Raw genomic sequence first — 12,180 nt, forward strand, 5'->3', positions numbered from 1 at the left:
GGGTAGGGTTCGTACGTGGGTCAGGTTTGGACGGAAATCAGTCCAGGATGTGGGTCAGGATTCAGTGGAAATCAACAGTGAGGTCGCTTTCCGGCGTACCGCACCACGAGGACCACGAACCGATCGCTCTCCGTTGGGCGGCCGATAAGGCGCAACCCGAGGAGGAGTACCTTGTGGCATTCAAGTGCTCCCCCACGCAGTTCAAGGTGGTTCGCTTTGAGCGCGGAAATCGCGAGCAGCATGTCTATGCGGCCGAGGCCTAACCTGTCGCTCGAGCCGACTCGCGTCGGCAGGCCGCCGCTCGCGGCTCAGCTTCAACGTTAGGCCACAAAGACAGAAATGCAGTCTGAGAACTTCCTAGAAAAATTCCTGCGTCTCTTTGATGAAGAGCGCTATGCCGAGGCGCTTCCTCTTATTGAAGAGATCGTTGCGATGGACCCAACGATAGAGACCAGTTGGACTAATCTCGGTGAAACGCTGAAGGCTCTTGGCCGGCCGGTTGAAGCTGCGAATGCGTTCGTGCACGCAAGCCTCCTGAATCCTGAACGCCGTGGCCTGTATAGCGCCTGCCATGCGTTGGCTGAATCGAACGAACGAGAGGCACTGCATGGCCTTTGCGCGGAGGAGCTTGAGCGCGACCCCTCGATGCTGGGTCTTTTCATGGAAGCGGAAGTGCTGGACCCATTCTTCGATCTTCCCGAATTTCAAGAGCTTGTTCGGCGCTATGGGTATCACTAGCCTTCATCGCAAAATGTGGCCTAACCAGTCGCTCGAGCCGACTCGCGTCGGCAAGCCGCCGCTCGCGGCTCAGCTTCAACGTTAGGCCTCGGAAGAGCTCATGTACGCCATCGCCGCTGTCGGTTTGCTCACGATGATCCTTAGTTTCGTGATGATGGCAAGGCCGAGTGCCTGGGGTAGCGGAATCCTTGCTTTTGCGAGCAAGCCATATTTCCACTTTGCAGAAATCGCGTCGCGCGCAGCGGTTGGCGCCGTTCTGCTCTACTTTGCGGAGCAGACCTTGCACCCGAAGTTGTTTGAGTTTGCTGGGTACGGCTTCCTTGCCATCGGAGTGTTTCTGCTTCTGGTCGGGGCGCAACGTCATCGTGCGTTTGCAGTTCGCTCCGCATCGTTTACCTACCTGTTCAGGCCTGGTGGTCTTGTTGGCCTTGTCATTGGCGCGCTCGTTGTGTACTCCGCGCTAGCGAGGTAGGCGTGGCCTTCTCGTGTTCCCCCACTGCTCAAATGCCGCATGCAAAATACCCCGTGGCCTAACCAGTCGCTCAACCGGACCCGCAACGGCATGCCGCCTGCGGGCCTCATTTCATTCTGGCCCTTCGGCGTCCTGCCGTCGCGGGCCGGTTAGCTTCAACGTTAGGCCGCAATGCAGCAGCTCGTTCGCATCGTTTCTATGGAAGCGCGACCACTTGACCCAGCGGCCGCCGAGGTGACTGCTTCTGGAACCTACGTGAATGCCTACGTGGTGGCTGCATCTGATGCAGCTGCGGTGGCATGTGCGTTGCACGAGATTGAGGCTGCTGGTTGGGTTGCTTGTGAACCAGCCGCATCGCAGCTTATTGATCCGAGCACTCTTGAGGCCGGCAGCGATGGACTGGCTTACTACGAGCAATGCCTGATTGATGGGGTAGTTCTGGTTATGCACACTTGGCGCCATGAGCACTAGTCTGCGGCCTAACCTGTCGCTCGAGCCGACTCGCGTCGGCAAGCCGCCGCTCGCGGCTCAGCTTCAACGTTAGGCATGCCCAAGAGCTACATCGTTGCCTTGCTTGTGATCGCGGCCTGTATTGGCTGCTCCACCGTGCCCGTGTCACGGGACGGTGTGCGACGCCTTTCTGCCGAAGAGCAGAGTACATGCATGGCTGCTGGCGGAAAGGTTGAGAGAGTTCTCATTGGCGCAGAGGGATGTGTGCGTCCGACTACAGACGGGGGCAAATATTGCTCTGACAAATCCCAGTGTCAGGGTGCATGCAATGCCCCATTTGGGGCTCTAAGGGGAGAGGTTGTGACGGGAACATGCGCGTCGGAAGTCGGCCGCTACGGGTGTAGAAATCATGTAAGTTCAGGCCGGGCTAGCGGTGAGTTGTGCTTTGACTAGAGGCATGCCCAACCAGTCGCTCGAGCCGACTCGCGTCGGCAAGCCGCCGCTCGCGGCTCAGCTTCAACGTTAGGTCGCACACCATGCGCGTTGCTTCCCGCTATATGCCATCACTCAAAATTCGCCCGATTGGGATCTTGGGGTGGCTGGTGCTCGGATGCTTCCTGGCAGTGAATGTGTACTTCGCTCTGTTCAGTACGAAGGCATTCGCGTTGATCCTGTGTGGACTGGCTGTTCTCGCCTTGCTTGCGCACTATCAGAGCAAGCGCGAGAAGGGTAAGTTGCTTGCTCTGGCGTCTCGACGTGAAGGACAAAGCATCTGTGAGTTTGCTCGGGACTTTGACGCTCGCGCGGTGGATACCTGGGTTATCCGAGCCGTCTACGAGCAGCTCCAAAGCCATTTGAGGTATGTGCATCCGTCTTTCCCAGTTCGCGCTGACGATCGACTGAAGGAGGACCTGCTCCTCGATGACGATGACTTGGATATCGACCTGGCTCAGGAAGTTGAAGAGCGCACAGGGCGGTCCGTTGATGGCGCCACAAACAATCCATACTCCGGCAAGGTCAGAACGGTTCGCGACTTCGTTCTGTTCTTCCAGCATCAGCCGAGGGCGAAGAGTGCGACCTAACCAGTCGCTCGAGCCGACTCGCGTCGGCAGGCCGCCGCTCGCGGCTCAGCTTCAACGTTAGAGGGCAATGCCAACGCTAGTGCTACTTCCTGGGATGGATGGAACAGGCGATCTGTTCGCACCTTTCTTGGAAGCTCTTGGAGACCAATTCACGACTCAAGTCGTCCGCTATCCGACTGACCAGGAGCTTGGCTATGAAGAGCTGCTGGCGCTCACGCGGCGTTCTCTCCCTATCGACGAACCCTACGTCGTTCTTGGTGAGTCCTTCTCGGGTCCCATTGCCATCTCACTCGCTGCGGAGGCCCCTCCACTTTTGCGCGGGGTCATCCTGTGCTGCACGTTCGCCCGTAATCCTCGCCCCGCGTTGGAGCCACTCAAGAGCCTTCTTCCGCTTGTTCCGCTCCGCTGGTCGCCGTCCGCCGCACTCAGCTGGGCTTTGCTCGGCTCCTTTGGGTCAACCGCTCTCCGCGCTGCAATTGCGGGCGCTGTGCGGCGAGTCGCGCCGAAGGTTCTTCGAGCGAGGCTGCGTTCAGTGGCTTCAGTCGATGTGTCGGCCATGCTGGCTGCTGTGAAGGTGCCGTGTCTGTATTTGCGGGCGTCCCATGATCGTCTGGTGCCGGCTAGCGCCTCGGTGCATATCCAGGGGGTATTGCCATTGGTCTCGGTGGTACAAATCAACGCGCCGCACTGCCTGCTGCAGGCAGTGCCAGCCGAGGCTGCTAGGGTCGTTTCACCATTTGTCCGCGAGGTTCAAGTTGCCCTCTAACCAGTCGCTCGAGCCGACTCGCGTCGGCAAGCCGCCGCTCGCGGCTCAGCTTCAACGTTAGGCGTATTCAAATGGTTCGCGTAGAAGTTCTCTGCGATAGCGATGATCTCCCGCTTGAAATTCCATCGGCTATTGGCGGTCACTCCGGAGTTCCGACAGCAGTCGTTGAGGCCTTGGCGGAAATCAATCCTGGTCACTTGGTTTGTTGGCGCGATGAGAGATCCCTCACGATTGGCATTGCTCGCTGCAGCAAAGTGATCGTGCTTGAGGCAGAGGACGTTGTGCGCCTTACGCTGGACTTCATGCGACCGGCCAAGGGGAAAGGATGGTTTGCTTTAGAGGCGCAGATAAAGGCGAATCGAGTACCAACTACGCTGCTTCACTCCTTGACCTATAGCGCAGAGGCTGTTGATTGGGTCATGTCAAGGCGCAGCGCAATTGAGTCGGCGATGGGGTTGAAGCTAGAGATTTGCGATCATGGGTCTGACTACTAGCCATACGCCTAACCAGTCGCTCGAGCCGACTCGCGTCGGCAAGCCGCCGCTCGCGGCTCAGCTTCAACGTTAGGCTGCAGCAAAAAACCGATGCCGTACTTCCAGGTGATGCTCCATGGCGCTGATGTGCTCATCCCTGACGAGAATCCTGAGAATGCAATCGTCGGCTTCTACACCACTCGAATTGTTCGGGCCGCGAATGAGGAAGCTGCCGAGCTCGCTGCATGCGCAATGGTTCAAGCTCAGTGGCTTGAGCCGGAATACAAATCCAACAACATCGGTGGACCGCCGCAACTCAAGATCGAGTCAGTCCAGCGGTCTTCGTTCATCGCCTGGCTGCGCTTCCGCAACACAGGGCATACCTTCTACGGTCCGGGCGATGCAGCCGCCTAACCAGTCGCTCGAGCCGACTCGCGTCGGCAGGCCGCCGCTCGCGGCTCAGCTTCAAGGTTAGGCCTCACGCGCTGCTATCTCGAAAGAATCCATGAGCACGTTTACTGATCGATCCATGCTTCTATTGTGTGGGCTTGCTGCCGCAGTTCTCGCCTGGGCCTATTTCTACGCGCTTCAAGACAAGGCGTTTATTGGGTTGCTACTCATTTCAAATGTCGCTTTGATCCTGGAGAACAGATCACTGCGCAGGAAGAAGACAGAAGAATGTGCCGGGCGCTAATGGTTCTCTCCAACTTGCACTCTCAAGGGCGAAAAGTGTGGCCTAACCAGTCGCTCGAGCCGACTCGCGTCGGCAAGCCGCCGCTCGCGGCTCAGCTTCAACGTTAGGCGTCAAGAATGCCCGCACATATCCTTTCCTCGTACGTCTTACCCGGTGAATCGACCGTTGACGCGGCTGCCGTCGCCGAAGCCGTGAATGCCTTCATCTCATCTCGGAGTTGGAAGTGCTCGGATGTTTGGGCGGTGAGCCAAATGCGCGAGGACGGAGAAGGAGAGCTTGGCCTCAACCTCGCACTGCCGGACGTTGGTCGCGAGGTGGATGGGTGGTATGAAGACGTAGAGGCAGTTGTTTCTTTTAGTGTTCAGCTTCGACGCGAAATTGACCGCGATTTCGTAATTAGTCTTGCGCACGAAGCCGGCGCAGCGGAGGACGTCATGGATATCGATAGCGACGAACCCAGCACCATGTATCTCAGGCAGTTCATCGGCGTTGAAGCGCCACCAGAGGTTGTCAAGCCGTGACGCCTAACCAGTCGCTCGAGCCGACTCGCGTCGGCAAGCCGCCGCTCGCGGCTCAGCTTCAACGTTAGCTTTGTGAGGAGTCTCTGTGGCACGACTTCGAGTTTTTGTTTCATCCACCTGCTACGACCTCGACATAGTCCGGTCAGAGCTGCGTCCATTCATAGTCAACTGCGGCTACGAGCCGGTGATGAGTGACTACTCCGACGTCTTGTTCGATCCGAGATTGCACACGCATGACAGTTGCGTTAAAGAAGTAGTGGGTTGTGACGTTGTGGTGCTAATCATTGGATCCCGCTTCGGGGGAACGGCAGTCCCCGCCGCACTGGCGTCCGTCGACTGGGACGCGGTCGCAGGCATGTCAAGCAGCCCCACAGCAGTTCTAGCCAAGGAAAAGCTGTCCATAACCCAGCTTGAGGTAATCAAGGCCGTCGAATCGGCTGTTCCTGTCTACGCCTTCGTCGACGAGCGAGTTCTACACGATCACCTCGTCTACGAGAAAAACAAGGACAACCCCCTGGTTGTCGATCAAATGGTCTTCCCTTCCATTCAAAAGAAGGAAACCGCGAAGTACATCTTTGAATTCATTAATTTTCTTTCCCACCGCCTCACTGGGAATAGCGTTATCGGATTCTCGAGGCTTGAGGAAATACGACTCCATCTGGTCTCGCAATGGTCACAGCTGTTCCAGCGTCTACTGGAGGAGTCGCAGACGAGAACTGCTGAAGCTCGCCGCTATCGCGACTTCTCGGAACGAATTGAGGATCTGAAAGCGGTCGTTCTAGCGTCTCTGGCTACGCCTGGCCTTCGAGACACGGCTAAAGGTGCGGTGCAGTTTCGGCACCTAATCGACTTTGTTTCAGGTCTCCGCGACGTAGATCAAAAGGCACTGCTGCTCTCTAACATCGGATGGGATGAACTACTCGAGCGTGCTGGAATCGTTGAAACGCGAATAGCGGAAGAGCCGAATCGACTTATATCTGCACGAATGTTCTTGGTCCGTGCTGACGGAACCTTCTACATCATGCGTCTTCCGCCTCGCGTGTTTGAGTCACTGCAACGTGACTGGGCGTCTTTCCAAAGGGTTGAAAGTCGTTCCAGAGAGGCCATTGTGGATGCTCTCCTTGAAGAAAGTGATGCCCGGAGCTCAATCCTCAGATACAGATCTGAACCGATTGATGAGTTCTTGGCTCAACGCGAGCCCCCGCGGGGCGACTCACTGGACGCACAAAGCTAACCCGTCATTGCAGCGGACTGCCTCCGGCAGCCGCTGAATTCAAACGTTAGGTCGCAATGCTTTGTGGCTTGCAATGCATAGTGCTCGAGTTGACGAATGGGCTCTCGCAATTTCAACGAACCTTAGGTAATTTGATGCTCGTAAAGAACGTCGGCTTGATCGGGCTGCTGGTGCTGCTTGTTCAGCCTCAATGCTCAGATGCGCAACGGCTTAAGTACAACAGCCCGGCGGAGCTTGCGGGAGCGGCAGCCGTTTCACCGGAGGCCGGCCGGCAGATTCTGAAGGGGCTCTTCTCGAAATGCGCCGTCTACGGCGAAGCGGCTCGACGTGCGGGAGAGGCCGCCCTTGCAGGGTGGGAGGCGAGACATGACGGGTTCTTGGAAGAGAACAAGCGATTGAAGAGTGAACTCCTTCGAATGGCGTCCAGCCCGACTGCGACTGCGAGCCAGCGTTCAGGCATAAAGAACTTGTTTGAGGTCGTTGTTCCGCAGACGGTTGACGCTCAACTGACAGCCCTTCTCACGCCTATCAAGCTCATCGAGCCTGCCGAGGCCAAGGCAAGCCTCTGCATCGACTACGCGAAATCGGTTCAGGATGGGAACTGGGAGTTGGAAAAAAATGACCCTGCGGTTGCTGATTTCCTCAAGCAGAGCATGCGCAGCCGGACAAAGTAGAACTGTGCTCTGGACAGGTTCTTACTATCGGGGTTTGCGGCGACCTAACCAGTCGCTCGAGCCGACTCGCGTCGGCAAGCCGCCGCTCGCGGCTCAACCGGACGACCAACGGCGTTCCGCCGTAGGCCACCGGGTGCCTCAATCGTTGGGTAGCAAGTACCAATGCCGATTGAGATTGAAGGAGAGGAGCCGCATAGGGCGGGACAACCACAAGACTCGGCGGGTGCTCAAGGCATGGCCAAGTCAATGATCTCTACGCGTTCGCACATCGTTCGGGCGGCGAACTCTCCACTCGCTTTCTTTGCGCTTGCGTTGCTCATTGTTGAGACCTTAGGGGCAACGGTGCGCGTGCCGATCAGCCAACTCGATGCATCGTTGGCCGCCGCCAGCATCAGCAACTCTCCCCCTGGCGACTTGAACATGTAGAAGCGGGCCAGGGCGCTGCCGCTCACCAGGGCATCGAACCCCCCAGCCGGGTTGCTGGCGATGCGCGCGCGGGGCGTATCGCTCGAGCAGGGCGTGAGGTTGATGCAGACGCGCGAGGCGGTTTGCGTGCCGCTGGCGTCGAACTCGGTCTCGTTGGGCTCGGTGTAGACGCCCTCGATCCCGCCCTGACGATCCGTGCCGGTCCACAAAGTCGACCAGACGCCAGCGAATTCCGCCACCGGAAGGGTCTGCTCGGGCAGGCCAAATGCCATCGGGCGGCTGCCGTTCTCACTGTTGAAAAGGAACCAGAGGCCGGCGCTGCTGACCATCAAGCGGTTGGAACCAAAGGTATAGCTGCAAGGCGTTCCAGCATCGGCGGCCGGCAGTGTGACGACCTGTCCGTTGAACAGCGTCAGGCGCATGCTCGTGGCGTCAAAGCTGGCCACATGCGCCTTCCACGGCGGATCGGTCTCGCGGGGATTGATCAGGCGGATGGACCCGCTGCGCAGCGCCGGGCAGGCCACTGCCGCAGGCTGCAACAGCATCTTCGCCACCGCCGGCGTCGCGCCGCTGACGGCCAGCGCAGCGCTGAGCTCGGCCACGCTGCTGCGTGCCGTGCTCAGGACGGCGCCAAGGGCGTCCAGTTGCTGATCATGGGCATTGCCCGCGCTGCCGCTGCTGGCCGCTACCAACGGATCGCTGATCGGGTTGAGTGTGCCCAGGTCCACCTTGCCGGCGAGCAGGCTGGTGACCGTGGCAATGGCCTGGCTCACGCTAGCGCTGCTCACGCTGCTGCTAGCACCGAAGGCGTCGAAATAGCTGGCGGTGCTGCTGCCCGCGAGGCGCGCCACCACCAGCTCCGTCAGCGGGCTGGCATTGAGCGTGCTGCTCCCGGCCCCCGCCCCACTGCCGGCAAGCACCGAGTAGTAAGTCTCCGTGCCATCGGCGCTTCGGGCTCGCACGGCGCAGGGCAACGTGGCGGCACTGATGTCCAGGCTGTAACGCCCGTCGCTGCCGCTCGTGGCCGTGCCGCTGCCACTGGCGCACTTGACACTGACCTGCGCATTCGCGAGCGCCTTGCCCTTGGCCACCGTACCGCTCAGTGTCAACTTAGGGGCAGGGGCTGGAGCTGGGGCTGGGGCCGGCGCTGGCGACACCGCAGCACCGTCTCCACCACCACATCCCGGCCCAGACAGGAACACGGCGCTGAACAGCGCTGCCACGGGGGCACGGCTCGACGGCATTTTGGGGGTGGCCCTCTTGATCTCTTTCATCACGCTCTCCGGTTGTGACCCGCAGGGGTTGGTTGGATGCGCCATCGGTAGATGCGCGCATTCGCGGAGGGTGCCCATGGCAAGGCGCCTCTGTCATGATCAAGCCCTGAAGAATCTCTGAAAGATCTCTGAAGAACAGCGATGGGCGCGCGAAACGACTCAGCACACCGGCGGCAGGGGCGGCGCTGGCGCTTCGCTTCTGCAGTGCTCGACGAGCGAAGCTGGACGCTTGTCGTCGGTGGCCGTGAAGTCCCCATCGAGGCCAAGCCAATGGAGCTGCTTCACGAGCTGCTGCTCCGTGCCGGCGAGACCGTCAGCAAGGAAGAGCTGCTGGCTGCCGTCTGGCCCGGCGTCTCCGTGGTCGAGGCCTCGCTCGCCACCGCCGTCTTGAAGGTTCGCCGGGCATTGGGTGAGGCTGGCGACAGCACGATCCTGACCGTGCCGCGGGTTGGCTACAAACTGGCCGTGCCGGTGACCCTGGATCTGACCGAGCTACCGCAGACGGCGCCCCTGCGTGAACTGCCGACGCCAGGGTTGGCCCGGGACCAGACCCCGCACCGGCGAGCCGTTCAGCGCCCCTGGTACTGGGGCGGGATGCTCGCCAGCGTCCTGCTGGCAATCGGCTTGCTCGGCTTCGCAACACAAGCGCTCCGCCAAAGCGCCACCGCCGGCTCGAGCCCTGCAGTCAGCCAACTCGAGGCCCGGGATGCCCTGCGTGAGCTGGACCTGCAGAAGATCCGCCATTTGCTCAACATGGGTTGGGACCCCAACACGCCGTTCGACAACCAGGGCACTGCGGCGCTGCATTTCATCGTAGAAATCTGCGAGTGGAACCCGGGACACGACCGGCAAAAACTGATGCTGGCCGTGCGGATGCTGCTTGATGCCAATGCTCGGGTGGTGGTGCGCAACGTCTGGGGCGACACACCCTACAGCATCGCCCGCGCCAAGCGCTTCTGCGGCACCGAACATCCGGTGTCGCATCTGCTGCATGTCGCGTGCTACGAGGGTGTCGACGTCCCCCGGGACAAGTGTCAGGCGGACTACGCCGGGGCCACCGCAAACCGGCGCAAGCCCTGACAAGCGCGCAGCCTCAAGCAGCAAAAAAGGGCCTGGCCGCCGCTGCAACCAAGCCCAATACCGAGCCATCAAGGCGACGCACGGCAACTGCAATCATTCAACCCGGACCCACCCAGGGCGCATTCAGTGCGCCATCTCCAGGTAGGCGGAGACCGGCAAATCGACCGCGTCGTCTTCGTCCTCAGGTTCGCTCTGGACCTGGGGCGCCCGGCGCGCCATCTCGGCGGCCTGCTCAAGCAGAGCCCGGCAGTGCGGATCGGCCCGGAGCTGCTGCCGCGCCTGGCGGATGGCCGGGCCGAACTGTGGCGAATGCCGGGCCACGTACTCAAGATAGGCATCATGCCGCTCCGGGAAGGTCAGCCACCAGCCGACGATGCTGTCCGGGTCATTCAAGTTCAAAAGCATGGGCGCTCCTGGTCACCGACGAATGCGGCCAGTCTAGCGCAACAACTGTATGAATAAACAGTATTCAGTCGAAGCTGTCGCTTCCGCCACCACCGGTGTCCGAGCTGCCACCGCTGTCCCAGTCCGAGCTGCTGTCCCCACTGCCGCCCAGATCCAGGCCCGAGCTGCCTGAGCCGCTGCCGGCCATGCGGTCGTACTCGGCATCACGCCGGCGCATCTCGTCTTCGTCATCGCGGCTGCTGTGGCGGGTGCCGGCATGGCTCTGGCTCATGGCGCTGCCGAGGGCGGCGCCGACGGCCACGGCAGCCACCGTGGGAAGGATGGACGAACCGCCGGCGCCCACCGGCTGTCCATAGCCCTGCTGGGCCCGCGCCTCCATCTCGCGAGCACGCATATCGCGCTCGTAGGCCAGCTTGGCAGCCTCCTGCTCGCGGCGGCGGTCGCTCGGGCGCTGCTCGCCGCGCAGGTCGGCGGCCAGGTCCTGGCTGCGTTCGACGATGCGGGCCACCGGCTCGAAGTCGGTGGTGCGTGGCAAGGCGCCGAGGGCGCTGTCCAGTTCGGCTTTGGCCTGGCGGACGCGGTCGTAGTTGCCGAGCTTGGCCTCGGGGCTGAGCTGCTGATTGGCGTCGCTGGCGCGCAGCGCGTTGTCCAGGTCCCCCAGGGTTTCGCGGATGCGGCCCTGCCATTGCTCGCGGTCGTCCTGGCGCAGCACGTCGCGCTGCTTGCGGAACAGCAGGTAGCCCACCGGCACGATGATGAGCGCCGCGATCAGCAGCATGCTGCCCAGGCCCAGGCCGCCAGAGCGTTTGGCTTCGCGAACCGGCGCGACCTCAACGGCCGGCCTCGCGGCGGCGGCCGGCTCCACGCGCGGTGCCGGTTCGGCCGGCTGCACACGCGCTTCTTCAGCCGGCGCGCTGAGCACCTCAGCACCGCCGCCGTTGCCCAGGCCCAGGCGTTCCTTGAGCTGGGCCAGGCGGGCCTTGTCGCCGGAGAAGCGTTCGGAGGGATCCAGCTCCATCGCCTTTTGCAGCTCGCTGCGCGCGCTGTCGGCATGGCCCAGGTGCAGCTGAGTCTGGGCGCGCCAGTAGTGGGCCAGGGCGTTGCCCGGGTGCTTGGCCAGCGTCTCGACCAGTCGCTTGTCGGCCGATTCCCAGCGCCCGGCGCGCATGTCGGCCTGGATCTCTTCCTTGGTGCCGGCACAGGCCAGTGCCGACAGGGCCAGGGTCGCGCCGAGTAGCGCGCGGCGGCCGAGAACTCCCCATGACTTCCAGCTGTTCATTCCTTCTTCTCCCTCTCGTGATGGCCTGACGGCGAACCGCCCGCTGGCGGCTGCCGGCAGCGTAGCAAATTCGCCCGACCGCCGTCCGGACCCTGGCCCGCTTCGTCGGGTGGTTTCCGGGCTTCGTCTGACATGGGCTGACCGGCGCAGCAGCGCTGCGTAACTTCGCGGCACTTCATCACCACGCACCGAGGAGCCCTTCATGAAATCATCCCTGCGCACCACCCTTGCCAGCTTTGCAATGCTGGCCTGCGGCACCGCCCTGGCCGCCCCGCAAGCGCCAAGCGCCCCCGCCGCCTGCCCCTTGGCAGCCGAGCAACTGCCCGAGCTCCTTGCCAGCAGCATGCAGCGCATCGGCCGTGAGGGCGAGGTGCGGGCCGAATTCGAGGTCAATGCCAAGGGCCGCGTGCAGCCGCTCTGGGTAGACGGGCATCGGCTCTACCGCGGCCAAGTGCGCACCGCGCTCTACTCGCTGGATTGCAAGGGCGGCACGCCGCAGCGTTACGTGCTTAATATCCGTTTCGCCGACCCCGCCCCTCCTGCCAGCCTCGCCAAGGCCAGCGCACCGGTCGTGGCCATTTCAGAATCGCGCTGAAGACCACCCCCACCCAT

13 protein-coding genes are annotated in these 12,180 nt (G+C 61.5%); 10 read left to right on the top strand and 3 right to left on the bottom strand.

Annotated elements, in window-relative coordinates:
• Positions 1 to 339: 339 nt before the first annotated feature.
• From J7U46_RS20940 to J7U46_RS20980, 8 genes are all read left to right on the top strand, one after another.
• Positions 340 to 738 carry a tetratricopeptide repeat protein gene (locus J7U46_RS20940; RefSeq protein ID WP_282829164.1) on the top strand — a complete coding sequence of 133 codons (399 nt, stop codon included), beginning with the start codon at positions 340 to 342 and terminating at the stop codon, positions 736 to 738.
• A gap of 100 nt (positions 739 to 838) precedes the next feature.
• The gene (locus J7U46_RS20945) at positions 839 to 1,210 is read left to right on the top strand and encodes a hypothetical protein (protein WP_282829165.1); all 372 of its coding nucleotides are present in this window, start codon (positions 839 to 841) and stop codon (positions 1,208 to 1,210) included.
• A 171-nt stretch (positions 1,211 to 1,381) separates the two neighbouring features.
• Entirely contained in the window at positions 1,382 to 1,681 is a 300-nt protein-coding gene (locus J7U46_RS20950; RefSeq protein ID WP_282829166.1) for a hypothetical protein, read from the top strand.
• A 515-nt stretch (positions 1,682 to 2,196) separates the two neighbouring features.
• Positions 2,197 to 2,742: a hypothetical protein gene (locus J7U46_RS20955; RefSeq protein WP_282829167.1), complete on the top strand. Its 546-nt coding sequence runs from the start codon at positions 2,197 to 2,199 to the stop codon at positions 2,740 to 2,742.
• Between the two features lie 1,350 nt (positions 2,743 to 4,092).
• Positions 4,093 to 4,395: a hypothetical protein gene (locus J7U46_RS20965; protein WP_282829169.1), complete on the top strand. Its 303-nt coding sequence runs from the start codon at positions 4,093 to 4,095 to the stop codon at positions 4,393 to 4,395.
• 396 nt (positions 4,396 to 4,791) lie between these two features.
• Complete coding sequence (locus J7U46_RS20970; RefSeq protein WP_282829170.1) at positions 4,792 to 5,196, top strand: hypothetical protein; 405 nt, start codon at positions 4,792 to 4,794, stop codon at positions 5,194 to 5,196.
• Between the two features lie 85 nt (positions 5,197 to 5,281).
• Positions 5,282 to 6,430, top strand: a complete 1,149-nt coding sequence (locus J7U46_RS20975; protein WP_282829171.1) for a DUF4062 domain-containing protein — start codon at positions 5,282 to 5,284, stop codon at positions 6,428 to 6,430.
• Between the two features lie 134 nt (positions 6,431 to 6,564).
• Positions 6,565 to 7,104: a hypothetical protein gene (locus J7U46_RS20980; protein WP_282829172.1), complete on the top strand. Its 540-nt coding sequence runs from the start codon at positions 6,565 to 6,567 to the stop codon at positions 7,102 to 7,104.
• Positions 7,105 to 7,331: 227 nt separating this feature from the next.
• Here J7U46_RS20980 and J7U46_RS20985 read toward each other — a convergent pair whose 3' ends face one another.
• A complete protein-coding gene (locus J7U46_RS20985; RefSeq protein ID WP_282829173.1) occupies positions 7,332 to 8,882 on the bottom strand; it encodes a hypothetical protein in 1,551 nt (516 codons plus the stop codon).
• A 63-nt stretch (positions 8,883 to 8,945) separates the two neighbouring features.
• On the opposite strand from J7U46_RS20985, the gene J7U46_RS20990 reads away from it, so the two are divergent.
• Entirely contained in the window at positions 8,946 to 9,884 is a 939-nt protein-coding gene (locus J7U46_RS20990) for a winged helix-turn-helix domain-containing protein (RefSeq protein ID WP_282829174.1), read from the top strand.
• Between the two features lie 123 nt (positions 9,885 to 10,007).
• Here the strand turns inward: J7U46_RS20990 and J7U46_RS20995 are convergent, their stop codons facing one another.
• Both J7U46_RS20995 and J7U46_RS21000 read right to left on the bottom strand, forming a co-directional pair.
• Entirely contained in the window at positions 10,008 to 10,289 is a 282-nt protein-coding gene (locus J7U46_RS20995; RefSeq protein ID WP_282829175.1) for a hypothetical protein, read from the bottom strand.
• A gap of 64 nt (positions 10,290 to 10,353) precedes the next feature.
• Positions 10,354 to 11,568 (bottom strand): tetratricopeptide repeat protein, encoded by a 1,215-nt coding sequence (locus tag J7U46_RS21000; protein WP_282829176.1) that lies wholly within the window; start codon positions 11,566 to 11,568, stop codon positions 10,354 to 10,356.
• A gap of 202 nt (positions 11,569 to 11,770) precedes the next feature.
• On the opposite strand from J7U46_RS21000, the gene J7U46_RS21005 reads away from it, so the two are divergent.
• Complete coding sequence (locus J7U46_RS21005; protein ID WP_282829177.1) at positions 11,771 to 12,163, top strand: hypothetical protein; 393 nt, start codon at positions 11,771 to 11,773, stop codon at positions 12,161 to 12,163.
• The last annotated feature ends 17 nt before the right edge of the window (positions 12,164 to 12,180 follow it).

It is taken from the genome of Pelomonas sp. V22 (genome assembly GCF_030014915.1).
In the GTDB taxonomy this organism is placed as follows: Bacteria; Pseudomonadota; Gammaproteobacteria; order Burkholderiales; family Burkholderiaceae_C; genus JAUASW01.